32 protein-coding genes are annotated in these 22,900 nt (G+C 63.0%); 22 read left to right on the top strand and 10 right to left on the bottom strand.

Annotated features, from left to right (window positions below; all coding sequences use genetic code 11):
* Nucleotides 1-9: 9 nt before the first annotated feature.
* The 5 genes from M1E05_RS03325 (at nt 10) to M1E05_RS03305 (ending at nt 4,875) form a co-directional block, all read left to right on the top strand.
* Nucleotides 10-978, top strand: coding sequence for a cyclase family protein (locus tag M1E05_RS03325; protein ID WP_461164416.1), 969 nt, complete (start codon nt 10-12; stop codon nt 976-978).
* A complete protein-coding gene (locus tag M1E05_RS03320; RefSeq protein WP_461164415.1) occupies nt 978-2,000 on the top strand; it encodes an NAD(P)-dependent oxidoreductase in 1,023 nt (340 codons plus the stop codon). The genes M1E05_RS03325 and M1E05_RS03320 overlap by 1 nt, the downstream gene beginning before the upstream one ends.
* A gap of 19 nt (nt 2,001-2,019) precedes the next feature.
* Nucleotides 2,020-2,256, top strand: coding sequence for a hypothetical protein (locus M1E05_RS03315; RefSeq protein WP_458112189.1), 237 nt, complete (start codon nt 2,020-2,022; stop codon nt 2,254-2,256).
* Nucleotides 2,257-2,298: 42 nt separating this feature from the next.
* Nucleotides 2,299-3,036, top strand: coding sequence for a fumarylacetoacetate hydrolase family protein (locus M1E05_RS03310; protein WP_461164414.1), 738 nt, complete (start codon nt 2,299-2,301; stop codon nt 3,034-3,036).
* A gap of 126 nt (nt 3,037-3,162) precedes the next feature.
* Nucleotides 3,163-4,875 (top strand): AbfB domain-containing protein, encoded by a 1,713-nt coding sequence (locus M1E05_RS03305; RefSeq protein WP_461164413.1) that lies wholly within the window; start codon nt 3,163-3,165, stop codon nt 4,873-4,875.
* A gap of 63 nt (nt 4,876-4,938) precedes the next feature.
* Here M1E05_RS03305 and M1E05_RS03300 read toward each other — a convergent pair whose 3' ends face one another.
* A complete protein-coding gene (locus M1E05_RS03300) occupies nt 4,939-5,112 on the bottom strand; it encodes a hypothetical protein (RefSeq protein ID WP_458112192.1) in 174 nt (57 codons plus the stop codon).
* Here M1E05_RS03300 and M1E05_RS03295 point away from each other — a divergent pair.
* Nucleotides 5,112-5,240 (top strand): hypothetical protein, encoded by a 129-nt coding sequence (locus tag M1E05_RS03295; protein WP_458112193.1) that lies wholly within the window; start codon nt 5,112-5,114, stop codon nt 5,238-5,240. The genes M1E05_RS03300 and M1E05_RS03295 overlap by 1 nt on opposite strands.
* Here M1E05_RS03295 and M1E05_RS03290 read toward each other — a convergent pair.
* Nucleotides 5,237-5,662, bottom strand: coding sequence for an Hsp20/alpha crystallin family protein (locus M1E05_RS03290; RefSeq protein ID WP_458112194.1), 426 nt, complete (start codon nt 5,660-5,662; stop codon nt 5,237-5,239). The two genes, M1E05_RS03295 and M1E05_RS03290, sit on opposite strands and share 4 nt — an antisense overlap.
* Before the next feature lie 579 nt (nt 5,663-6,241).
* On the opposite strand from M1E05_RS03290, the gene M1E05_RS03285 reads away from it, so the two are divergent.
* The 6 genes from M1E05_RS03285 to M1E05_RS03260 all read left to right on the top strand — a co-directional run bounded on the left by M1E05_RS03285 (nt 6,242) and on the right by M1E05_RS03260 (nt 11,050).
* A complete protein-coding gene (locus M1E05_RS03285; protein WP_461164412.1) occupies nt 6,242-7,174 on the top strand; it encodes an ABC transporter ATP-binding protein in 933 nt (310 codons plus the stop codon).
* Nucleotides 7,174-8,793 (top strand): ABC transporter permease, encoded by a 1,620-nt coding sequence (locus M1E05_RS03280; protein WP_461164411.1) that lies wholly within the window; start codon nt 7,174-7,176, stop codon nt 8,791-8,793. Before M1E05_RS03285 ends, M1E05_RS03280 begins: the two co-directional genes overlap by 1 nt.
* 115 nt (nt 8,794-8,908) lie before the next feature.
* Complete coding sequence (locus tag M1E05_RS03275; protein ID WP_458112197.1) at nt 8,909-9,121, top strand: DUF2905 domain-containing protein; 213 nt, start codon at nt 8,909-8,911, stop codon at nt 9,119-9,121.
* Nucleotides 9,122-9,214: 93 nt separating this feature from the next.
* Nucleotides 9,215-10,090: an SGNH/GDSL hydrolase family protein gene (locus tag M1E05_RS03270; RefSeq protein WP_458112198.1), complete on the top strand. Its 876-nt coding sequence runs from the start codon at nt 9,215-9,217 to the stop codon at nt 10,088-10,090.
* An 84-nt stretch (nt 10,091-10,174) separates the two neighbouring features.
* Nucleotides 10,175-10,423 carry a hypothetical protein gene (locus M1E05_RS03265; protein WP_461164410.1) on the top strand — a complete coding sequence of 83 codons (249 nt, stop codon included), beginning with the start codon at nt 10,175-10,177 and terminating at the stop codon, nt 10,421-10,423.
* Between the two features lie 279 nt (nt 10,424-10,702).
* Nucleotides 10,703-11,050, top strand: a complete 348-nt coding sequence (locus tag M1E05_RS03260; RefSeq protein ID WP_458112199.1) for a VOC family protein — start codon at nt 10,703-10,705, stop codon at nt 11,048-11,050.
* Nucleotides 11,051-11,110: 60 nt separating this feature from the next.
* Here M1E05_RS03260 and M1E05_RS03255 read toward each other — a convergent pair whose 3' ends face one another.
* From M1E05_RS03255 to M1E05_RS03245, 3 genes are all read right to left on the bottom strand, one after another.
* On the bottom strand, nt 11,111-11,683 hold the full coding sequence (locus M1E05_RS03255) for a pyridoxamine 5'-phosphate oxidase family protein (protein WP_458112200.1): 573 nt from the start codon (nt 11,681-11,683) through the stop codon (nt 11,111-11,113).
* Between the two features lie 95 nt (nt 11,684-11,778).
* Nucleotides 11,779-12,432: a response regulator gene (locus M1E05_RS03250; protein ID WP_458112201.1), complete on the bottom strand. Its 654-nt coding sequence runs from the start codon at nt 12,430-12,432 to the stop codon at nt 11,779-11,781.
* Between the two features lie 3 nt (nt 12,433-12,435).
* The gene (locus M1E05_RS03245; protein ID WP_458112202.1) at nt 12,436-13,455 is read right to left on the bottom strand and encodes a sensor histidine kinase; all 1,020 of its coding nucleotides are present in this window, start codon (nt 13,453-13,455) and stop codon (nt 12,436-12,438) included.
* A 169-nt stretch (nt 13,456-13,624) separates the two neighbouring features.
* Between M1E05_RS03245 and M1E05_RS03240 the strand changes: the two genes are divergently transcribed.
* From M1E05_RS03240 to M1E05_RS03225, 4 genes are all read left to right on the top strand, one after another.
* Entirely contained in the window at nt 13,625-13,885 is a 261-nt protein-coding gene (locus M1E05_RS03240) for a hypothetical protein (protein WP_458112203.1), read from the top strand.
* 106 nt (nt 13,886-13,991) lie between these two features.
* Nucleotides 13,992-15,476: a DUF1538 domain-containing protein gene (locus M1E05_RS03235; protein WP_461164409.1), complete on the top strand. Its 1,485-nt coding sequence runs from the start codon at nt 13,992-13,994 to the stop codon at nt 15,474-15,476.
* Nucleotides 15,473-15,823 (top strand): P-II family nitrogen regulator, encoded by a 351-nt coding sequence (locus M1E05_RS03230; RefSeq protein WP_461164408.1) that lies wholly within the window; start codon nt 15,473-15,475, stop codon nt 15,821-15,823. Before M1E05_RS03235 ends, M1E05_RS03230 begins: the two co-directional genes overlap by 4 nt.
* A gap of 35 nt (nt 15,824-15,858) precedes the next feature.
* Entirely contained in the window at nt 15,859-16,251 is a 393-nt protein-coding gene (locus tag M1E05_RS03225; RefSeq protein WP_458112206.1) for a CBS domain-containing protein, read from the top strand.
* A 61-nt stretch (nt 16,252-16,312) separates the two neighbouring features.
* On the opposite strand, the gene M1E05_RS03220 is transcribed toward M1E05_RS03225, so the two are convergent.
* Nucleotides 16,313-16,744, bottom strand: coding sequence for a toxin-antitoxin system YwqK family antitoxin (locus M1E05_RS03220; RefSeq protein WP_461164407.1), 432 nt, complete (start codon nt 16,742-16,744; stop codon nt 16,313-16,315).
* A gap of 90 nt (nt 16,745-16,834) precedes the next feature.
* Between M1E05_RS03220 and uraD the strand changes: the two genes are divergently transcribed.
* The 3 genes from uraD to M1E05_RS03205 are packed head-to-tail and all read left to right on the top strand — an operon-like array spanning nt 16,835 to nt 17,993.
* Nucleotides 16,835-17,332 carry a 2-oxo-4-hydroxy-4-carboxy-5-ureidoimidazoline decarboxylase gene (gene uraD, locus M1E05_RS03215; protein ID WP_461164406.1) on the top strand — a complete coding sequence of 166 codons (498 nt, stop codon included), beginning with the start codon at nt 16,835-16,837 and terminating at the stop codon, nt 17,330-17,332.
* Nucleotides 17,329-17,670 (top strand): hydroxyisourate hydrolase, encoded by a 342-nt coding sequence (gene uraH / locus M1E05_RS03210; protein WP_461164405.1) that lies wholly within the window; start codon nt 17,329-17,331, stop codon nt 17,668-17,670. Before uraD ends, uraH begins: the two co-directional genes overlap by 4 nt.
* Before the next feature lie 2 nt (nt 17,671-17,672).
* A complete protein-coding gene (locus tag M1E05_RS03205; RefSeq protein WP_461164404.1) occupies nt 17,673-17,993 on the top strand; it encodes an MmcQ/YjbR family DNA-binding protein in 321 nt (106 codons plus the stop codon).
* Nucleotides 17,994-18,037: 44 nt separating this feature from the next.
* Here M1E05_RS03205 and M1E05_RS03200 read toward each other — a convergent pair whose 3' ends face one another.
* The 4 genes from M1E05_RS03200 to M1E05_RS03185 form a co-directional block, all read right to left on the bottom strand.
* Complete coding sequence (locus tag M1E05_RS03200; protein WP_458112211.1) at nt 18,038-18,499, bottom strand: DUF4383 domain-containing protein; 462 nt, start codon at nt 18,497-18,499, stop codon at nt 18,038-18,040.
* Between the two features lie 106 nt (nt 18,500-18,605).
* Nucleotides 18,606-18,848, bottom strand: coding sequence for a hypothetical protein (locus M1E05_RS03195; RefSeq protein ID WP_461164403.1), 243 nt, complete (start codon nt 18,846-18,848; stop codon nt 18,606-18,608).
* Nucleotides 18,849-18,855: 7 nt separating this feature from the next.
* A complete protein-coding gene (locus M1E05_RS03190; protein ID WP_461164402.1) occupies nt 18,856-19,155 on the bottom strand; it encodes a DUF4193 domain-containing protein in 300 nt (99 codons plus the stop codon).
* A gap of 156 nt (nt 19,156-19,311) precedes the next feature.
* Nucleotides 19,312-19,536: a hypothetical protein gene (locus M1E05_RS03185; RefSeq protein ID WP_458112214.1), complete on the bottom strand. Its 225-nt coding sequence runs from the start codon at nt 19,534-19,536 to the stop codon at nt 19,312-19,314.
* A gap of 97 nt (nt 19,537-19,633) precedes the next feature.
* On the opposite strand from M1E05_RS03185, the gene M1E05_RS03180 reads away from it, so the two are divergent.
* Genes M1E05_RS03180 through purM form a run of 3 tightly spaced genes read left to right on the top strand, consistent with a single transcriptional unit; the run spans nt 19,634 to nt 22,886 of the window.
* Nucleotides 19,634-20,029 carry a hypothetical protein gene (locus M1E05_RS03180; protein ID WP_458112215.1) on the top strand — a complete coding sequence of 132 codons (396 nt, stop codon included), beginning with the start codon at nt 19,634-19,636 and terminating at the stop codon, nt 20,027-20,029.
* Nucleotides 20,030-20,076: 47 nt separating this feature from the next.
* Entirely contained in the window at nt 20,077-21,726 is a 1,650-nt protein-coding gene (gene purF, locus M1E05_RS03175) for an amidophosphoribosyltransferase (protein ID WP_458112216.1), read from the top strand.
* Complete coding sequence (purM, locus tag M1E05_RS03170; RefSeq protein ID WP_458112217.1) at nt 21,723-22,886, top strand: phosphoribosylformylglycinamidine cyclo-ligase; 1,164 nt, start codon at nt 21,723-21,725, stop codon at nt 22,884-22,886. Before purF ends, purM begins: the two co-directional genes overlap by 4 nt.
* Nucleotides 22,887-22,900: the final 14 nt, after the last annotated feature.

Here is a 22,900-nt window from a genome sequence, read left to right as displayed (position 1 = left end):
GAGTACACCGTGTGCGCGGACGACATCAGGGCAACCTCACTCTATCGAGAGCCAGCCAATAACGGGCCAGCAGTGGATCAAGCCCGCTTCGAGGAGGTCTTCGAAGAGGTAAAGACCTGGGGCACCTACAGCGATCCGTCCGCGGGAGCCTGGCAAACGGTGGCTCCTGCCTCCGTCGTGGAAGCAGCCTCCCTGGTCCGGAGCGGGCGGGTGGTTCCGACTGCATTGCCCTGGAATACCGTTAGCGGGCCCTCCAACGCCAACCCCGCGCTCCACTACATGACGGATCTCGGTATCCGTGAGGCTCCGGAACCATCCTGCAATAAGGACTTCATCGGCGTTGACTATCACGGCAAGGCCGTCAGCCACCTGGACGCACTGAGTCACATCGCCTACAAAGGCCTGCTCTATGAAGGGCAGACCTCCAAGGACGTGGTTACCGCCGCCGGAGCTGATTTCGGCTCCGTCAGTGCACTCGGCTCGCTCGTTACTCCCGCCGTGCTGTTGGATTTCACTGTCCTGTTTGACGTGCCGTGGCTTGAGCCCGGTACCGCAATCCGGGCAACCGACATTCTGGAGGCGGAAGCAAAGCTTGGAGTGAAAATCACAGCCGGCGACGCCGTCCTGATCCGCACCGGGCACTTCCGGCGTGCAAGCGAACTGGGAATCTGGGACTCCTCGGACCTGAGCGCGGGCCTTCACGTTGACTGCATGCCACTGCTGGCGGAGCGCGGAATCAGCGTACTCGGCGGCGACGGCGATTCGGACGTGCGGCCCTCCCCCACCCCTGGCATTCACTCCCCCATCCACATCCTGGCGATCACCGCCATGGGGCTGCCTCTCCTGGACAACCTCGATCTCGAAGCTCTCGGCGCGGCCTGCGCCGAGGAGGACCGCTACCGGTTCATGTTCGTGGTGGCTCCACTCAACATCCCCCGCGGCACCGGTTCGCCCGTTAACCCTTTGGCGGTCTTCTAATGAAGTTCACCGTAGGCATTTCCCCTGATTTCCTTGACCCCTCCGGACAGAACGTCTGGGGCGATATCGGCCTCACCGGACTTGACGACGCAGGCCTGGACTGGGAGTACATGCAGGACACGGCGGCAGCACTGACGCCGGCCCAGATGGAGCAGTACGACGCAATCCTTTACGCCGCCCCGGCCGTGACGGCGGATTCCTTCGCCGGGGTTGCCAATCCCCCACTGATCCTGGCACGGTTCGGCGTCGGATTCGACGCCGTCGACCTCAAGGCCTGCACGGCCGCGGGAACCGTGGCAACCATTACTCCCGACGGCGCCCGCGGACCGGTTGCCACCGCCACATTGTCCATGCTGCACTCCGTGATGCACCACACCGTGACCAAGGACCGCCTGGTCCAGGAACAGCGCTGGGATCTGCGGGAGGGGTTCATGGGGACGGGCTTGTCAGGGAAGACCATCGGCCTCCTGGGCGTCGGGAACACCGGCGGGGAACTGATCCGCCTGCTCCAGTCGTTTGGCGTCCGGTGCCTCGGATACGATCCCTTTTGCCCCCCGGAGCGTGCCGCCGCGCTCGGCGTCGAACTCATGGAGCTGGCGGACCTGGCCGAGTGTTGCGACGCACTGATTGTGATGGCAGTCCTGACCGACCAGACCCGGCACATCGTTAATGCCGCACTCCTGGAACGGATGAAACCCACCGCCGTCGTCATTAATATGGCGCGCGGTCCCATCATCAACGAGCAGGACCTTATTGCGGCGCTGGTCAGCGGCACAATTGCCGGCGCCGGGCTGGACGTCTTCGAAGAGGAGCCGGTAGCCAACGAGCTCATCGGCCTGCCGAACGTGACGCTGTCCCCTCACTGCCTGTCTTGGACGGACGAGATGTCGCTGGGAAACGGAGGCAGCTGCGTGCGCGCCATTGTCGATGTGGCCAACGGCCGAACCCCGGAGTTTGTGATCAACCGGGAAGTCCTGGAAGCGGCCGCGTTCAAGAAGCGGCTGAGCCTGCGCGCCACCTAGGACCCTGAAGGGAAGCCAAGTGAAACGTGCCATGAGTTCAGTGGACGGCAAGGACTGGGATGCCGCGGAGTTCGGGGCCAGGGAAGAATCCTGGCGGAGATCCCGGCGTGAGCACCTGACATGCCTTGCCTGCGGGGAACCAGCGTTCTTTCGCTCGGAGTCCGGTGACCGGCGCCCCACCTTCGGGGCGCGACACCGCAGCACCTGCACTTTTGTGGTGCGGGCTCCGTGGAGTGTTTTCAAGTACCTGCAATAGCCGACGACGGCGGGTTGCCGCCAATATCACCAAGGAGACCCCTTGCGCCTCGCAAGAATTAAGACACCCACCGGGCCGCAGTTTGCTGTAAACCGGGATGGAAACTGGGATCACGTGAACGATCTGTTCGCGGACACCTTTAGCTTCACTGGCGGCTCCACACCCGAGGCGGAGGCGGTGTTCCTGGCTCCGGTGCGGCCCGCCGTCGTCGTGGGCATTGCCCATAACCTGACCATCAACGATCACCCTTTGCCCATCCAGGCATGGCATAAGTCCGTGCACACCGTGGCCAGCCCGCAGGATGTGATTGTGGCTGCCCGGGGCCGGGGCACGGTCAACATCGAAGGTGAACTCGCCGTCGTCATCGGGAAAAGCGCAACCTCACTTACTGCCGGGAACGCGCTCGAGCATGTTCTGGGGTTTACCTGCGTCAATGACGTCACCAATGTGGACCAGGGGGCAGTGGATGAGCGGAACTTCCAAGGGAAGGCCGGCGTCAACTACACACCCCTGGGCCCCTGGATCGAGACCGAGCTGCCTGATCCGGACCTGGTGGGCATCGACGTCGCCGTTAATGGGGAAATCCGTGCGAAGTCCGGCACTTTCAATCTGCCCTCGTCGGTGGTGGACTGCCTCGTTTACGTCACCTCGTGGCTGACACTGGAACCGGGAGACGTGGTGATGACAGGTGCTCCGGGCACGGCAGTGGCCGTGCGGCCGGGTGACAGTGTGGAGATCAGCCTCGGAGGATTGGGAATCCTGGGCAACACGGTGGCATAGGGGGCCCACTGAAGAAAAGCCACCCTGACCTCTTGAACCTCCGCCCTGCACGTGTGAGTATTGCCCGAGTGGGATAACGATTTCCCGCTCCCTCGGGTCTCAGGAATTCCTAGCGAACGGAAGTCAATGACGACGAATTATCGCCACCTTCGGTCATCCCGCAGTACGGTTTCACGCAGGTCCTTCATCACTGGTGCCTCCCTTGCTGTACCCCTTGTAGCGGCCGGTGCCGCCGGCGCCTCTTGGGCGAAGCCCAAGCCCAGCCCCACTCCGCTCGCGACAGTCTCTCTTGGACCCTCCAAGTATGCGCATCCAGGCATGGTCCACACTCTGGCTGACATCGAGGCCACGTCGTTGCGCGTGGCCGACGGTGTCCAGCCCTGGCTGGGGGGCTGGAACCGCCTGGTGGCAAACGGCCGGTCCAGTTCCGGGTGGCAGCCGCGTCCGTTGGAGACAGTCATCCGCGGTGGCGACGGCTCAAACTATGCGCAGCTCTTTCCTGACGTACATGCCGCCTATCAGAACGCCCTGCGATGGCGGGTCTCCGGCGAGGCCGCCCATGGCGCAGCTGCGGTGAGGATTCTCAACGCCTGGTCCGGGATGCTGACCACGGTCACCGGCAACGCGGACCGCTTCCTGGCCGCAGGCATCTACGGCTACCAATTCGCGAACGCGGCAGAGCTGGTTCGGGACCACCCGGACTTCGAGTTTGAGCGGTTCCGCGGCATGCTCCTCAACATTTTCCACCCGATGAATGAGGACTTCCTCACCAATCACAACGGTGCTGTCATCACCAACTACTGGGCCAACTGGGACCTATGCAACATGGCATCGATCATGGCGATCGGGATCTTCGCGGACCGCGACGATCTGGTTGACCGCGCCGTCACGTACTTCCAGAGCGGCGCGGGAAATGGCTCCCTGCCGAAGGCCGTGCCTTACGTCTACGAGGACGAGGGCCTGGCCCAGTGGCAGGAGAGCGGCCGTGACCAGGCGCATACCATCATGGGCATCGGGCTCATGGGTGCCTTCTGCGAAATGGCCTGGAACCAGGGCATCGACTGCTACGGGCACGACGACAACCGTTTCCTCAAGGCGGCCGAGTATGTTGCAAAATACAACCTCGGCAACGACGTTCCGTTCACCCCGTACACGTGGCAGTCCGGGCCCTCGACCACCGCGTCCCACGTCGGCTGGCAGACCCAGACAGTCCCCGGAGAGGGCGCGCGGGGACAGGCCCGGCCGGTTTGGGATCAGGTGCTGGGACACTACTCCGGCCGCAAGGGCCTCAGCACGCCCTGGGTCAGCCAAATCGCTGCCACCCTTCGGCCGGATAGTGGAGGCGGCGACTATGGCACAACCTCCGGAGGATACGACGCCCTCGGATTCGGCACCCTAATGCAGTACCCGGCCCAGACCGGCAGGCGTGTCTCCCGGCTGCAAAGCTTCAACGTGCCCGACCGTTATGTTCGGCACTCCGGTTCAACAGTCCGCCTCGATCCCACGACATCCCCTGTCAAGGACTCACAGTTCCGGATAGTCCCCGGGCTGGCCAGTCAGGCGGATGGTCGCATCTCGTTTGAGTCAGTCGATATGCCAGGCCACTTCCTGCGCCACTGGAACTACCAATTCAGCCTGGTCCAGAATGACGGTTCCGCTCTCTTCAAGGCAGACTCGACCTTCCTCCCGGTGGCAGGGCTGGCGCACAACTATCTGACATCGTTCCGCTCGCACAACTATCCGGACCGCTACATCAGGCACAGCAACTACGGCCTCAGCCTGACGACGATCGCGAGCGACCTCGACCGTTCCGATGCGACGTACCGGATGGTGGACTGAGCTTTCCTGCCCGGGCGAGTGGAGGGCCGGCACGGTAGCCAGCGTCGCTCCGTTGCCCAGAACTCACCTGTGCAGTCTGTGAATCAGGGAAAGGAATGGCTGAGCCAGCAGGCGCAAGAGGCCAACGATCAGGACCAGCGCAATGAAGAGCAGCAGCCCCGGGAGGAAGTAAAGGAACACCGCTATAAGAGTCGCGAGGTATCCGGCCAAGTAGCCGGCGATCGTTGCTTCGCCCATTGGACTCCCCGATCAACAGCCGTATTACCGGCAAGTGGGTGATGCTGCTGGCTCCCTTGCAGCTTCGGGTGAAGTGGTCCCCGGCCTTGTTGGCCGGGGACCACTTTGTTTCCGTTCCGGTCTACTAGGTGGCGCTTATCTGTGGCTGCTTGCCCTTGGTCTCAATTTCGATCTTGCGGGGCTTCGCCTGTTCCGCAACAGGGATCCGCACAGTCAGGACGCCGCCGTCGTAACTGGCCTTGACGTTCTCGGTGTCCAGAGTCTCGCCCAGGACCAGCTGACGGCTGAACACACCGCGGGGACGTTCGGAAGCGAACATCTCGGTGTCTTCGCTGACCGCGTCCTTGCGTTCGGCCTTGATCGTCAGGACATTGCGTTCGACGTCCAGGTCAACCGAGTCAATATCTACGCCGGGCAGATCCAGCGCGACCACAAATTCGTTCCCTTCACGCCAGGCGTCCATCGGCATGACTGCCGGGCGGGCCGCCGTGCCCAGGACCTGCTGGGCCAGCCTGTCGAACTGGCGGAACGGGTCATTGAGCATCAACATCTCATACCTCCTGTGATCCAATTTGATAGACCGGATGTATATCCGCTGATACAGATTTTATAGCACCTGGAATTCAGCGTTGCAAGAGGTTTCGGGCCCTCAAATCCGTCGCGTGGTCCTCCTGGAAGAGCCGTTGGCCCGCCCGGCAGAGAGGGCTTGTGGGCCGGGGCCGGCGGAGACTGGGGGTCGAACCTTGGTCTCAGAAGGCTCTATCGCCGCCGGCCCCAGACTTATATTCTGGGCTGCCAAGACCTGCTGGGCACGAGTAAGCCGTACCCGTTTCTGGCCGTCTCCTACGTGTTCTTTACGTGGCCGGCGTTCCCACGGCAGGCATTCAAGAACTCCTCGGACACCGTAGCCCCAGTCCCACTGGTTATCAGGATTCGGCAGAACGGGGGCTTCGCCGTCGGCGTCCTTCTCTCCGATCATCCGCGTCTCCAGGTCCCCTTCCAGAGGCCATGTACCGCTTGTATGATGAGGACCGGAGAGCCGGGAAGCCTGGTCGGCCCGCATGCGGAAACGCCTGCGGCATGCCCTGGCAACCGCCTTGGGCGTGATTGCTGCGACCAAGGAACGGCCATGCACACCGACTCGAATCCCGTCATCACCACCACGCGCCTCGTTAAGAATTTTGGGCGCACGTCCGCATTGGCAGGCCTGGACCTGTCCGTTCTGCCGGGCGAGGTCCATGGTTTCCTCGGACCCAACGGGGCAGGAAAATCCACAACGCTTCGGATTCTTTTGGGCCTGATCCGGCCAACATCGGGAATGGCCCGGGTGTTCGGCATCGATCCGTGGGCTGAGCCGGTGCGGGCCCACCGGGATGTGGCCTACGTCCCCGGGGACGTCACGCTCTGGCCGAATCTGAGCGGCGGCGAGGTCATCGACCTGCTCGCCGGGCTGCGCGGCGGCGCGAATGAAAACCTGCGTCGGGAACTCATTGACGAGTTCGATTTCGATCCACGGAAGAAGGCGCGGACTTACTCGAAAGGCAACCGGCAGAAGGCAGCCCTGATCGCGGCCTTTTCCCGCCCTGCCAGGCTCTACCTCCTCGACGAGCCGAGCTCGGGCCTGGACCCTGTCATGGACGCAGTGTTCCGCCGTCATGTCCGCCGGGTCACTTCGGACGGGGCAACCGTGCTGCTGTCCAGCCACATCCTGACCGAGGTGGAGCAGCTCTGTGACAGGGTGACCATCATACGGTCCGGGGTGGCCGTGGAATCCGGGACCCTGGCCGAACTCCGGCACCTCACCCGCACACGCTTCCGGGTCACGTCGGCAGCGAAACCTGAGGTGCTGTCCACCTGTCGGGGCATCCACGATCTCCGGATCGACGGAACAGCCATGGAATTCGACGCCGATGCAGCGGACCTTGGCTATGTCCTGGATGCTTTGGCTACTGCAGGCATAACGGGCATCACGGCCGCGCCCCCTTCCCTGGAGGAGCTGTTCATGCGCCACTACGGCGTGCAGGATGCCGGGCAGGGCAGCCACAAGAGCCAGGTGCTGTGATGTCCGCCGTTCTCCGGCTGGCCCTGCTCCAGAGCCGGAGGGACCGCGGGATCCTGGCTGCCTGGATCCTGGGCATCGCGGGTCTGGGCTACGCGGCCGGCACCGCCGTCACCACACAGTTTGCCGAGGACAATGAGCGGGCCGCCCTCATTTCTGTGGCCGCGGCCAGTCCGGCCTTCCTGTTCCTCCGGGGGCTTCCCGACGGTATCAGTTCCGGGGCGGTCACCTTCTTCCAGGGCTATTCGTTCACAGCAGTGCTGGCGGGGTTGATGAGTGCGTTCCTGGTGGTCCGGCATACCCGCGCGGATGAGGACCAGGGCCGGTTTGAGCTGGTCGGTTCAACCCATATCGCCCGGGTGACTTCTCTTTACGCAACCCTGCTCGTCGGCACCTGCGCAAATGTGGTCCTCGCAGTGGCGGTTGCCGCCGGATTCATCGCTGCAGGCCTCCCGGTACCAGGATCATTCCTGGCGGGGACGGCTGTTGGCATGGTGGGCCTGTTCTTCATGGCGGCCGCCGCCCTGGTGGCACAGGTGATGCCCTCCGCAAGGAGCGCCAACGGCACAGCCGCGGCGCTGGTGGGTGGCGCCTACCTGGTCCGCGGCGCCGGCGACGCCCTCGGCACCGCCGACTCATCGCTGCTGCACGTCACCGCCGCCTGGCCCTCGCTGTTCTCACCCATCGGCTGGGCCCAGCGCATCCGGCCCTTCACTGAGACGGACTCGCTGCCTTTGCTGGTTATCGGAGCCGGAACAGTAGTCCTGGCGGTGGTTGCCGTGGCGCTCCGCAGCGGCAGGGACCTGGGCGCCAGCTACATCGCTGCGGATGATTCGGGCGCGGAAAGGGCGGGCGGCGGCCTGGCGTCGATGCTGGGCTTGGCGTGGCGGCTGCAGCGTGGAAGCCTGGCCAGCTGGTGCTTCATTACCGCAGCGCTGGGGGCCGTGGCGGGTGGCCTGGGCCCGGTGGTCCGCGACGCATTGGAAGGAAACCCGTCCTTGGCGGATCTGATGAGCCGGCTGATTCCGGGCGACGCCGGCCCGGTGGACCTGTTTACCACCGCCATGCTGGGCATCGCCGGGATTCTGGCCGCTGCAGCGGGCATCGAGGCTGTGCTGCGGCTTCGGGTGGAAGAGGCGGAAGGGCGGGCCGAGCTGCTGCTGGCCGTGCCGGCGTCGCGGTTCCGCTGGCTGGGCAGCACCCTCGCCGTTGCGGCATTTACGACGACGGCGGTTGCCGTTGCCGCCGGAGCCTCGGCCGCCGTCGTGCTCGCCCTGGGGCAAGCAGGGGGCAGCAGCCCCGGCACGGTTTTTGCCGCCGCGCTGGCCCACGTCCCGGCGGCGCTCGTCTTTCCTGCCGTGACCGTGATGGTGTTCGCGCTGGCACCACGCTGGAGCAGCCCAGCCGGCTGGAGTGCCTTGGCCGCCGCACTGGTCCTGGGGCAGTTCGGGGAGCTGCTCGGCCTGCCTGTGTGGCTTCAGGACCTGAGCCCGTTCCGGCACTCATCAGCCATGCCCGTTGAAGCTTTCAACCCCGGAGGCGCCATGCTGATGGTGGCCGTGGCCATCGCTGCGGCGGCCGCCGCAAGCCGCCTGATCAGGGAAAGAGACCTGACGGTGTAAAGGCGCTGGTAGCCCTGTGACCGCCACCGGGTTATACGATCGTCTTAAACAGTCGCATGTGCTCGGGTCAGTGAGCACTGAAGCTGCCGGTCCAACGGTGTGAGCGGGGTTCTAAATGGGACGCGACTTTGGTCCGTTGCTGGTGACCGTCGGCGTGCTCGTTGTCCTGGTCGGTGTGCTGGCGTGGAGTGGCTGGCTGTCTTGGTTCGGGCGCCTTCCAGGAGACATCCGAATTGAACGCGACAACATGCGCGTCTACATTCCGTGGGTCTCCATGCTCATAGTTTCTGTTGTGGTGAGCATCGTTATGTCCCTCTTCCGCAGGTGACATTCGGGGCATAAGGGGGGTCCAGTGGCACTTATGTCGGGACCGGAACCGACGGGCATGGCGCCCGTGGTTCAGTGAGAGCAATATGGGGAGATGAACGTTCCCAGCGACGGTGGCGGAATCGCGGGTGGCACTCTTGATGACAGAAATGGCCTGCACCCTTGGAGCCGATACGTGGCTTTGGGCGATTCGTTTACTGAAGGGGTGGGGGATCCCGAACCGCGGAGCCCCGGAGGCCTAAGGGGCTGGGCGGACCGTGTTGCCGAGGAGCTGAGTATCGGTCACGAGGATTTCGCCTACGCGAACCTGGCGGTGCGGGGACTGTTGCTGCGGCAGATCCTGGATCAGCAGGTAGGACCGGCTCTTGCCCTGAAGCCTGATCTGATCACCCTCAATGGGGGAGGCAATGACCTGATTTTCAGGAGAAGCGATCCGGACAAACTATCCGCCAGGCTGGACGCAGCAGTGGAGTTGCTGGCCTCCACCGGCGCAACGGTGGTGCTGTTCGCGGGCCCGGACTGGGGTGCGACCCCGGTCCTGGGAAGCACCCGTGGCAAGGTGGCCATCTTCAACGAAAACCTGCGGATCATCGCGGCCCGCCACGACGCCGTGATTGCTGACCTGTGGGCACTGCGAGAACTCACCCATCCGCTGATGTGGGATCCTGACCGGCTGCACTTCTCTCCCCTGGGTCAGCACACCATCGCCGCCATGGTGCTGGATACCCTCAACATCCCCCACACCCTGGAACCGATGATGCCCAAGGAGCTGCCAGAGCGGAGATGGCGGGAGGCCAGGGCGGATGACATTCTCTGGGCACGCGAACACCTGTTCCCCTGGGTTCTGCAGCGGTTGAAACAACGCATCGCGGAAGAAGAACGGCACGCCAAACGGCCGAACGCCGCTCCCGTCTTTGGGCCGGGAATGCCGCCGGGGTCATTCGTGGGGACCCGTCCGAGAAAGAGTTGATGGGCCTTGGCCGAGTTATCACTCGGGAGCTGCCTTATGAGCACGAATGAAGGATCCGATCAACTCGCCTAATACGCTGAGCTAGTGCAGATTCGTGAAGCGGCGGCGGATGACTTGGAACATGTAAATGCAGCTCGCGATGCCAGCGGACGCCCCCACTGGACCAACGAGATGATCGCGCCCGGACACATCCGCCTCGTGTTGGTGGCTGTCATGAAAGGTGAGGTCGTTGGGGCAGTTAAGACGCATTACCACTCGGACCCCGATGGAATGGCCCCTGCAGGGCACTATTTGGCTGGCGTCGTGGTCGCCCCGCGTTTCCGGCGACGATGAAACGCTTGGCTTCCGCTTCGTCGCCCGTTCCGTCGAGATTCATGGAGTGACAGGCTGACGACGGATGCTCAGAGCTCGTTCTCTTCGAGGCATCCCTCTAGAGATAATCACTGGCGGATCTCTTTCTATATGGCGCCACAAATACCTGCACGCTTCTCCAGGCGGCCCGATCCTGACGACCGAGTCTGCTGTCCCTTAAGCTCGTCGCCGTGCAATAGTAAGCAGAACCTGCCATCGGGGACCGGGGCGATTCACCAAAACACGACACAAAGGACTGGCATGAATCCGATAGCAGCTCAGATAGGCATGGTTTTCATTCCGGTCAGCGACCTTCACAAGGCACGGGACTGGTACTGCGACGTGCTGGGAGTTCCTGCCAACGGGGAGATCCTGCACAACCACCTTTACGTCCTCCCCATGGACGGCACCGGGCTCATCCTCGACAGCAAGATCTACTCCCCGGACGCTGTCTTTCAAATTCCCGCCGTCGTTCTCAACACAGGCGATATCCGGACAGCGCACCGGCACATGAAGGAAAAGAGTGCCGAGGTGGAGGAAATCCAGTTTGATAAGTGGTTCAACTTCAAAGACCCCGACGGAAATTCGCTGATGATCTGCCAGAGGTAGAAGCCTGCAACTGCCAGCGGTGTCCGTGAACGCTACCACGCTGTGGGATCGAGAACGAGGTCAGATCTCTGCTGATTTCAAGGGGTCAAAGTCGTAAGCGGGAAGCCCGTCGATGCTTGTGCGGTTTTTGCCGATCCGGTAGTCGGCGCTGCCGTCAGTCCCTTTACGTTCGAAGTACGGCCCGAGCACATCGCGATGGCCCTCAAAGCTCATGAGAGGGACGCCCCACCCGCAAGAATCGGAAACACGGGTAACGTCAGCCACAATGATGGCCCTCGTGCCGGGTTGGTCGTCGAAATGCCGGGCGAGTGACTCGAATTCGTCGTCGTACCGGCTGATGACGCGCCCCGTGCCGTGGAGGCGGACGATGTTCGGTGGGCCGTCGAAGGCGCAGAACATCACTGTGACGCGACCGTTCTCCCGAAGGTGGGCGATCGTTTCGCTCCCGCTGCCGGTGACGTCAAGCCAGGCAAAGGTACGCTCGTCGAGGACTGCAAAAGTGCCTGGCAGTCCGCGGGGCGACACATTCACGTGACTGTCGGCCGACAGCGGCGCGGTGGCCACGAAAAAGACCGGCTGCCGTGCAATGAATTTCGTCAACCGCTCATCAATCGCACCGTAGACCTTGCCCATGACAACACGCTCCCACGGGCGGGAGGGCTGTTCAAACCCGTCTCAGAACGCGGGACCGAAGAAAGGACCGCTTACCTGGATATGGTCCAGACCGCTTACGGCTCGATGAGCCCGGTGCGGATGGCAAACCTTGTCAGGTCCAGCCTGTCGCGCAACCCCAACTTCTGCAGGATGTTCGCCCTGTGGCGATCAACGGTCTTCACGCTTATGGTGAGGATTTCCGAGATCTCCTTGGCGGAGTTGCCTTCTGCGATCAGCTTAGTAATCTGCTCCTCGCGGGGAGTGAGAATGCTGTCCGGCATTCGGTCACCACGGCGGTCGCGCTCGAGATAGTCGCGGATGAGCGCGGTGACAGCGCCAGGATAAAGGAAGGACTCCCCTCGCATCGCTGAACGGCACGCCTCGATAAGGTCGCGGTCGGCGACCGACTTGAGCACATAACCTGAGGCTCCTGCCCGAAGCGCCTCGAAGAAGTACTGTTCGTTGTCGTACATCGAGAGGATGAGGATCCGCACGTCGGGTGCGCTCCGCGATATCTGCCGCGCCGCCTGAAGGCCGGTCATCTGGGGCATTGCGATGTCGAGAATCGCGAGGTCAACCCCGCCCGCAGCCGCGGCTGCGACTGCCTCTGTTCCATCGGCCGCTTCGGCCACGATGGTAAGGTCCGGTTCCGCATCAAGGATCAAGCGAAGGCCGCGGCGGACCAGGGCATGGTCGTCGGCAAGCAGGATGCGCGTGGGTTCGCCCATCGGTTAGCTCCTCGCCTCGACGCCGGGAACGATGAGGCGAACATCGGTCCCCCCGTTCCGCGGTGAGGTGATCGTCAGCTCGGCGCCTATGAGCAGGGCGCGTTCGCGCATCCCGCGAATGCCTGCGCCTTCGCGGAAGTCTCCGCCCTGCCCGTCGTCGGCAATCGTCAGGGTCAGCCCGGTCGCGGTCGAGGTGAGTGCGAAATCGACTCGTGTCGCGTGCGCGTGCCGGGCGACGTTGGTGAGTGCCTCCTGCGCGATGCGGTAAAGCACCAGCTCGATCTCGCCGCTGAGCTCCGGGAGCTCGTCGTCCAGCTCCCAGATCAACGGGATCCCGCTCGAGCGGGAGAACTCCGAGCCCAGCGAACTCAGCGCGCTCCGCAAGCCTAGGTCCGCGAGTACGCCTGGGCGCAGACGCTGCGCCACCTGGCGTACCTCCTCCAGGCTCGCGCGGACGGCCTCTTGGGCGACGAGGCTCTCCTGGCGGAGATCGTCGGGAGATCGGTCGACGACTCGCTTGAGACTGAGGAGAGCAACGGTCAGGCTCTGGCCGATCTGGTCGTGGAGTTCCCGCGAGATCCGCTGACGTTCCCCTTCCTGCGCAGCCAGCGCGAGGGCACTGCTCGCGCTGCTCTCCGTCTCCAACCGATCGAGCATCTTATTGAAGGTGTACATCAGATGCGCGAGGTCGCCGTTGCCGGCTTCCGCCGCCCGATCGCCGCCGCGCCGCAACAGGCTCACTCGGCGCATCACAGCCGTCAGGGCGTCAAGCGGTGCGAGGCTGGCCCGAACCAGGGCGGCGTTCGCGGCGAGGATGAGAGCCAGTCCAATGAGGAGGACCGGCACCTCCGTGAGCAGGACGGGTGACGACACCGTCGCCGGAGAAACTGCCAATACGAGCGTGCCCACCGCGAAAAGCAATCCGTTGATGATGAACAGCCGCCAGAACAGCAACTGTGCCGGTCCTTTGAGAGGCAAGCCATGTGTCGTGCCGGCCGCCATGGTTTCGGGCAGGGTCCGCATGCGACTAGCCTTGCGCGGCCCACGTCCTTTGTCCATGAGGGCTCGCACCCACGAGCAATAGAGCCCGCGCATTTGACCCTTCGGAAATGGGTGTCAGCCCCGATGGCAGCTCTGTGCCACCACAAGTAATACTGAATCCACATCTGGAACCGGCGGAAGGAGGGCCAAAATGGAGGCTACCCACTCAACCGTGCCCGGCTCCGGGGTGCTGCACGACTGCCAGACCCGCGGCGGCCAGCAATTCCGCATCCTCGTGGCGCGTCCTGGCACACGCGAGATCTTCGTTTACGACCCGGTGGAGCCCGATCGGATCGTGGCAAGGATCGTGCTCGAGGAAGACGAAGCCGATCAGGTCGCCGAGATCCTGCACAGCCAGCCCATCACCGAACTCGAACGCCGGGTCGCCCAGCTCGCAGAGAGCTGGCGATGACGAGCGTGGACCCGACGGGCATCGCCTCGGGTTGTCGACATGACTGGGCTGGACCGGCAAACTGAGCCCCCTGGTACTCACAGGATCATTCCCGGGAGAGGACCGGATGGAGCACCTCAGCCGATTCGCCAGCGAATTCCTTAAGGCGCTCAAAAACCTCCTGCCCATCGTTGTCGTCGTTGTTCTGTTTCAACTGCTGGTCTTCCGCTCCATGCCCGATGAGCCTCTGGGGCTGGTGGCGGGGCTCGTGATCGTAGCTGTGGGCATTGCCCTGTTCTTGTATGGCCTGGACCTGAGTATCTTCCCGGTCGGCAAGAACCTGGCCAATCAGTTCGTCCGTCGCGGTGCACTGCGGTTGTTGCTGCCTTTTGGATTTGCCATTGGCTTCGCTGCCTCTATCGCGGAGCCTGCGGTGATCGCTGTCGCGGACCAGGCCCAATTGGTCAGCGATGGTCGGGTCAATGCGCTGGTGCTGCGCTTCGTCATAGCTGTATCGGTGGGGCTTGTCCTGATCCTGGGGATCCTGCGTGTCCTGCGTGGCTGGGCAGTGTACAAAATCCTGATCGCGGGCTATGCGATGGCGCTGGGACTCACCTATATTGCCCCGCCGGAGATCATCGCGCTCGCCTACGATTCGGGCGGGGTCACCACCAACATCGTCAGTGTTCCGTTGATCGCAGCAATAGGGCTCGGTCTGGCCAACTCGATCAGGGGACGCAGCCTGCTCGGGGACGGCTTTGGTCTGGTGGCGTTGTGTGTGATGGTGCCCATGATCGGGGTCCAGCTCTACGGCATCTGGGTTTACACTTTTGGCGACTCCGGGGGCGTGCCGCCAGTTACCGATTCCGGGGAGGGCCCAACGGACTGGGTGGTAGGGATGATCTTTGGCCTGGTGGGGATGGTCCGGGAGGTCCTGCCAATTGTGGGTGTTGTTCTGTTCTTTCAGTTCGTTGCGCTCCGGCGAAGACTGCCCCATGCCATGCTTGTCGTCGTCGGGTTCGTCATGGTCCTGGTCGGACTCCATGCCTTCGTGGTGGGACTCAAGCTCGGTCTCTTCCCGATCGGGACGTTGATGGCCGAGCAGCTCATCGAACAGGGTGCCCCTGTCTTGATTGTGCTGTTCGGGCTGCTTATCGGCTTCGCTGTCACCATGGCAGAACCTGCGCTGGTGGCGATCGGTGAGCAGGCAGAGGACACGGCCCCCGGTCGGATCAGCGCGTTCGCCGTGCGCGTCATTGTCGCCGTCGGAGTCGCGTTCGGCATCGCTTTCGGCGTCTACCGCATCTTGGTGGGAGGGCCCTTCCACTACTTCATCATGAGCGCCTACGCAGTTGCCATCGTCCTGGTGTTCTTCGCCCCGAAGTACATCACAGCGCTGGCCTTCGATCTTGGCGGGGTGACGACGTCGGAAGTCACCGTGCCGCTGGTAACTGCCCTCGGCATCGGGCTGGCCGACGCGGTGGAGGGAAGAGACCTATTGATCGACGGCTTCGGTCTGATAGCTTTCGCCTCCATCTTCCCTGTCATATCCGTCATGGTGTATGCCATGGTGATGGAAAGATTTCCTCGGCTGAGGAGGGAACCGGCATGAGATTCACCGCCATAGTAGTCATCGCCCCCGACGACCTGGAAGAGCAGGTAATTGAGCACGCCCAGCGGGTCGGCGCGACGGGGGTGACAATTCTGGCGGGGAAGGGAATCGGCGGCGAAGCCAGAAAGACGTTTTTCGGCCTGACCTTCGAGGGGACCCAGTCTGTGTTGCTGATGGTTGTCGGGGCACACCTGACCGCCCCGATCCTGAAGGAACTTCACCGGGTCCTGGTCAAGGGCGTTGAATCCCGGGGCCTGGCGTTTGCCGTCCCCATCGAGCACCTGACGGGCATAGACAGGCGGCAGGTAGTCAGATTCGAGGAGCACCTGCGCCGCGAGAGCCTCTGAACACGGCCCAAACTCGTTTGCGAGAGGAAGAGAAGATGATGCTAACGGTCAAAGATGTCATGGTCCCCCAAGTGGTCACGATCTCCCCCTACAGCAGCCTGCGCGAGGCACTGTCCACGATGAAGGAGCGCCAGGTCAAGAGCCTGGTGGTGGAGCGACAGCACGCCCACGACGCCTACGGCATGCTGAGCTACAGAGAGCTCCTGGACACCGTCGTCGCCCAGGAGGGCGATGTGGATCTCCTGAACGTCTACGACGCCGCCACGATTCCTGCCATCACAGTCAACGAGGACCTGTCGGTGCGCCAGGCAGCAGCCCTGATGAGCCGCTACCACCTCAGCCGGCTCGTTGTGGTCGAAGGCAACCAGCTCGTCGGCCTGCTCGCGATGAACGACATCCTCGCCCGCCGGATGGAGGAACTGACCTGACTTTCACCTGGCTGCGCTGCTTCACTTGATGAGCAGAGGCACATGAAGAAGCATTGGGGCCCTAGAGATGCTTGTCGTAGACGTCCCTGAACTTGAGCAGGAGGCTGTACTGGGAGTCGGGGTCCGAGGGATCCATGGTGATCTCGTTGATGAGCCTCCCCTGCTCGTCGTACTCCTTCTCATCCAGGCGTACTCCCCACTCGTAGTTGCTCTCCTGAGCGAGCTGGCCGTTGGCATGCCACTCCTTGCGGTTGCCATAGGCGGCACCAAGGCGGCATCTGAACTGCGAGCGCAGGTGGCCATGCTCGTCCCAGGTGCGCGAAAGTCCGTCCTTGAGGCCATCCTTGTAGGTCGATTCGCTCTCGATGGGGCCATTCGGAAAGCGCCACACTTCGATACCGGTGAAGGGCCGGCCGTTCCAGATCTGAAGCTGGCCCTCCCACTCGAGGTCGTCGCCGTCGACCCGCGGCAGCGGTGCACTTTCATTTTCCATCCAACGAGGATCATAGTCCCGGTGGGCGGTGCTGTAGTCTCGTGACACCGTTGCTCCAGTCACTTCACGTTGTGTACAGGAAGATCCAGCATGCAGCTTGCAGTATTTAATGCCCTCAAAGGAGCGGATGCCGTCGCGGCGCTCCGCCCCTGCCTCGATGTGGAGCGTTGGCTGGGGCAGATTGTGGACGCCCGCCCCTTTCCCTCGCTGCCGGCCCTCATGGGTTTCGCCCGGACTGCCGCAAGCCCGCTGACAAGCGCTGAGATCCAGCAGTCGCTAAGCCATCACCCCCGGATCGGGGAACGCCCGACGGCGGAAACCGCCGAAGCCTCCATGTCCCGTTCCGAGCAGGCCGGAGTGGATCCTGCGGACGCGAAGGTGGTTCAGGAACTGGCTGAGGGAAACCGCGCCTACGAGGAAAAGTTCGGACACGTGTTCTTGATTCGCGCCGCCGGACGAACGGCGCCTGAGATCCTGGCCGCCCTCAAGGAACGCCTCACTAATACCCCGGACTTGGAAGAGGCCATCATTGCCCAACAGTTGCGGGAAATTGCCCTGCTTCGCCTGCAAGGAGTGATCAGTGAATGAGTGTTTCACAGATAACCACACATGTCCTGGACACCGCGTCGGGACGCCCCGCGGCGGGAGTCGCCGTCGGGCTTTATACGCACGACGACGGCGCGTGGCACCTGCTGGCCAACGGCACCACTGACGCCGACGGCCGGATCAAGGACCTGGGACCCGCAGCATTGCCTGCCGGGACCTATCGCCTCAATTTCGGCACCGGTAGCTATTACGAAGGCCTGGGCACAGAGACATTCTTTCCCGAAGTGGACCTGGTGTTCACAGTAAACGGCACCGGCGAGCACTACCATGTGCCCCTGCTGCTGAGCCCCTTCGGTTACTCCACGTACCGCGGCAGCTGACGATGCCCAGCCAAGAGGACGTCCGGAGCATCTGTCTGGCCATGCCCGGGGTGACCGAGCGGCTCAGTTGGAACCAGCCCGCGTGGTTTGCACGGACCCTCATGGCCAGGATCTGGGAGCCAGGGGTTCTCACAGTCAAAACCGAGGAGCGCGAGGCGTTGGCCGGAACGGACCCCAATACCTACTTCTGGACTCCCCATCACCAGCGCTCGCCTCAGCTGGTCCTGGTCCGGTTGGACAATGTGACCAAAGAGGAGCTCGGTGAGCTCCTCGAAGATTCCTATCTGCTGGCCGGAGGCCCGGGGAGGACAGGTCACCCCTGACATCCACCGGGTCGCACCAGCTAAGCGTCCCTTGTGGGCCGTCCTTATGCTCGCGCCGGTGCCTGGTGGTTCCGGCCCCGGGTCAGAAGCAGTGCGAGCGCAATCATGGCCACGCCCAGCAGCAGGTGAAGCCAGTTGTCAGCAGCGTTCAGCGGGACAAAATTGCCGGCCGATTCCTGATCAACCACCAGACCGTAGATCCACAGGACGAGGTAGATGATGCCGCCGAAGAGCAAGTAGGAGCGGGCGCCTGACGCGCTCCGGGCAAGGACCAGTCCCGCCACACCGAACAAAAGGTGCACGGCATTATGCAGCACGGAAACCTGGAACAGACCCAGAAGCATGGCCCCTGAATGGTGCCCCGCGAAGCTCAACTGGTCCACGTTGCTGGTGATCCCCGGGATGAAGCCCAGGACTCCGACGAGGAGGAAAACGGCACCGATAGCCAAAGCTGCCTTTTGCACGTTAGTGCGCACCCCGGCGCGTGAGTTGCTGACTGTTGTCATGATCGCTCCTGATCAATTCCTATATGGGATGGGTAACAGAACCTGCTGGTTCTAGCTGGTATTCGGGAGCGACGGCACAACGGATGGGCCATCCTTGAATTTTTTCTTAGTGCTTGTCCGACGGCGGCTGCCCGCTATCGTCCTCGCCTTTTACGTCAGGCTCTTCCTCATTTTTGTGGCGTGCTTCCTGGAGGTGTTGCTCCAGTTTTGCTTCCGCGTCACGACGCCGGTGACCGATCGCCCGCAGCTGCCCGGTGGTCGGGGTGCGATGCTCCCGTTCCCAGGCATGGTCGTTGACTCCGGTCCGGTAGAAATCGTCGTCGCGATGCTGTTCCCGGTCTTCACCCATAGCTGTTCTACCCTTCACACTCGCTGCAAAAGGTCATGCCGTTGGACTGGCGGGCTGCTTGGGATCTGTGGCGGACCAGGAAACACGACGAGCAGACAAACTCATCCTTTTGGGGCGGGATGATCTCGACTGTGAGTTCTAGTCCCGAGAGATCCGCGCCGGGCAGCTCGACGCCTTCTGCAGTCTCAGCTTCATCGATGTCGGCATCCCGTGTCCGTACTGCACCCGGAACGGCTTGAAGCTCGTCGAGCGATTCCGGAACCACGTCTGCTTCAGACTTCCGGGGTGCGTCATAATCGGTAGCCATGCCAGGTCTCCCTTCAACGATCTGGCCGGGACCAATGAGCCCCGGAGTGGCTGCTAGGACAAGCAGGTGTCATCCTTTGGTATGCAATAGTAAGCGTACTTATTTTCTATGTACAGTTCCGGCAACCTGACCCGGGGTTGAGCTTGAGATGACCTCTCAGGCCCGGTTTCGATCCCGCAGCATCTGAAGGTGTTCCTTTCTGGCGGCCGCATTGAGCGGGCCAAAAAGCGCCAGATACAGTCCGAGGGCGATGAAGAACGCTGTCCAGAATTCCAGGAACGTCATCAGCACCAAGCCGAGCCCTACGGCCAACACCAATCCAATGGACCCCCACTTCGCGAGCCTTCGCGCTTTAGGCGGGAGTGATTCATATGCTTTCATCGGCCTCCTCCCGGAATTAATCGTAAGCAGCCCCGGTAAGCCTGTCGATTGCTACCCGCATTCACTACAGGACAACCCGCACAGTAGGCTTGATGGCATGGCTTTCGAAGAAAACCCCGCCGCTGCAGGCAACAACCCACAGCCGGCTGAGACAGAACGCCGGGACATCACTGTTCGCAGGGCTCCGAGGTATGTGCCTTTCCTCATATTGGGAGGCCTCGTGGGTATTGCGGTGGCAGCCGTCGTCGCCTTCGCCGTGCCAGGGAGCGCCAGCTACGACCCCGGCTCGGTCTTTGGTTTCTTCATGATCCTGTTCGCCGCGGGTGGAGCCCTCCTGGGCGCCGCTGCGGCCCTTGTGCTGGACCGTTTGAGTGTCCGACGCGCCGAGCACGCCGTCGTCGAATCCGTTCCCGAAACGGAAGCGGACGCGGGCCCTGCCACAGGCACCAACACCGAGCCGGGCGCAAACGGCCGTCCTTCTCCGCAGTCATAAACGCCCTGCCGGAAAAGTCATAGCGTATGGCGTGAGATAATCGACCAGTGGCACGCGGCGACGGAAAACTTTCTCATGATCTTCTCCCTGGCGAAAAAGGCCCTCAGGACGCATGTGGCGTCTTCGGGGTCTGGGCACCAGGTGAAGAAGTAGCAAAACTCACCTACTACGGGCTGTATGCATTGCAGCACCGCGGTCAGGAGTCGGCTGGCATAGCCACGTCCGACGGCAAGCGGATCAATGTCTACAAGGACATGGGCCTGGTATCCCAGGTCTTTGACGAGACGACGCTGAACACCCTGACCGGGCACCTTGCTGTAGGCCACTGCCGCTACTCCACCACCGGCGCAAGCCACTGGGCCAACGCCCAGCCCACCCTCGGCGCAACCTCAACAGGCACCGTTGCTCTGGCACACAACGGCAACCTCACCAACACCGCCGAACTCAAAGCCATGATCATGGGACGCAACGGCGGCCAGCTCAGCGGCGAAATGAAGCAGGGAAACACCTCTGACACCGCCCTTGTCACGGCGCTCCTCGAAGGTGAGCCTGGCAAGTCCCTCGAACAGACCGCCATCGAGCTCCTGCCAAAGATCAAGGGTGGATTCTGCTTCGTCTTTATGGACGAAGGAACCCTGTACGCGGCACGCGACACCTACGGTATCCGCCCCCTTTGCCTCGGCAGGCTGGAACGCGGCTGGGTTGTCGCCTCCGAGCAATCCGCGCTTGCCACCGTGGGCGCGAGCTTCATCCGCGAAATTGAACCCGGCGAATTCATCGCCATCGACGAAGAGGGTGTCCGGTCCCAGCGCTTTGCCGAGGCGACGCCGGCCGGTTGCGTTTTCGAGTACGTCTACCTTGCCCGCCCTGACGCCTCCATCGCAGGGCGTTCCGTGTACGAATCCCGTGTGGAAATGGGGCGCCAGCTCGCCCGGGAAAACACCCAGGAAGCCGACCTCGTCATCCCGGTCCCGGAATCAGGAACGCCGGCGGCTGTAGGGTACGCCGAAGAATCCGGCATCCCCTTCGCGCATGGGTTCGTCAAGAACTCCTATGTTGGCCGTACATTCATCCAGCCGTCCCAGACGCTGCGCCAACTGGGCATCAGGCTCAAACTCAATGCCCTGGAATCCGTCATCCGCGGCAAGCGTGTTGTTGTAGTGGACGACTCCATCGTTCGCGGCAACACCCAACGGGCCATCGTCCGGATGCTTCGCGAAGCCGGCGCCGCCAGCGTCCACGTCAAGATTTCCTCGCCGCCGGTCAAATGGCCCTGCTTCTACGGCATCGACTTCGCCTCCCGGGCCGAGCTCATTGCCAACGGTGCCACCGTGGATGAGATCACCCAGGCCATCGGCGCCGACTCCCTGGCCTACATCTCCGAAGACGGCATGATCGGCGCCACGCAGCAGCCACGCGAACGTCTGTGCACGGCCTGCTTTACGGGCAAATACCCCATCGAGCTCCCCGGAGCGGACAAGCTCGGCAAGAACCTTCTGGAGCGCACCGACCTCGGCGGCATCCCGGCCAGCGGAGCCTCAGCCTCTGGCAGTCCCTCTGATGAGGTCCCCGCTGACGAGGACCCCGCGGAGAAGGCGGGCGCTACCGGCTGCGATCCCGGACCGGACTCCGAATTTGAAAACCTGCTGACTGACGCTGATCGCCTGATCGACTCTGACAAGAAAGAGCCAGTATGACTTCCGCTTCCCCAGCCGCCGGAGCCAACAGCGCCGGAATCACCTACGCCTCTGCCGGCGTCGACGTCGAGGCGGGCGACCGCGCCGTCGAGCTGATGAAGGGCGCCGTCAAGGCGACCCACAATTCCTCAGTGCTTGGTGGAGTGGGCGGCTTTGCCGGCCTTTACGATGTCTCCCGATTGCTGACCTACAAGCGTCCGTTGCTGGCGACTTCCACGGACGGCGTCGGCACCAAGGTTGCCATTGCCCAGGCGATGGACATCCACGACACCATCGGCTACGACCTCGTGGGCATGGTGGTGGACGACATCGTGGTGGTGGGCGCCGAGCCGTTGTTCATGACTGACTACATTGCGTGCGGCAAGGTTGTGCCCGAACGCATCGCCGACATCGTCCGCGGGATCGCCGCAGCCTGCTCCGTAGCCGGTACCGCGTTGGTGGGCGGCGAAACGGCCGAGCACCCGGGGCTCTTGGGCGAGCACGAGTACGACGTTGCCGGTGCGGCCACCGGTGTTGTCGAAGCCGATTCCCTCCTCGGCCCGGACCGCGTCCGTGCGGGAGACGTTGTGATCGGCATGGCCTCTTCCGGGCTGCACTCCAACGGCTACTCCCTGGTCCGCCGGGTCATCAACCACGCCGGCTGGGCCCTTGACCGGCAGGTTTCCGAGCTGGGACGCACCCTTGGCGAAGAACTCCTGGAACCCACACGCGTCTACGCCGCAGATTGCCTGGACCTCGCCCGCACATTCCCGGTAGGTACTCCGTCTGCCGCCAGCGGCGCTGTGCACGGCTTCAGCCACGTCACCGGCGGGGGCCTCGCGGCAAACCTCGCCCGCGTCCTCCCCCAGGGTCTCGTGGCAACAGTGGACCGGGCCACCTGGGAGCTGCCCGCCATCTTCAAGCTGGTCTCCGAGCTCGGCAACGTGCCTCTCGCCGACCTTGAGCGCACGCTGAACCTGGGCGTGGGCATGGTGGCCATCGTGTCTCCGGAAGCCGCCGACGCCGCGGTGAACCGCCTCAATGACCGCGGCCTGCCCTCGTGGATCATGGGCACCGTGGAACAGGACTCGGACTCCATCCTCAAGACCGGACCGGACTACGTCCAGGGTGCCAAGGGTGTTGACGGCGGCGCGGTCCGCCTGGTCAACGCCTACGCCTGATAGTTCTCAATGGT

Source organism: Arthrobacter sp. R4-81, from assembly GCF_054792365.1.
The sequence above is the reverse complement of the archived record's forward strand: the minus strand, read 5'-3'. Positions and strand labels throughout refer to the sequence as shown.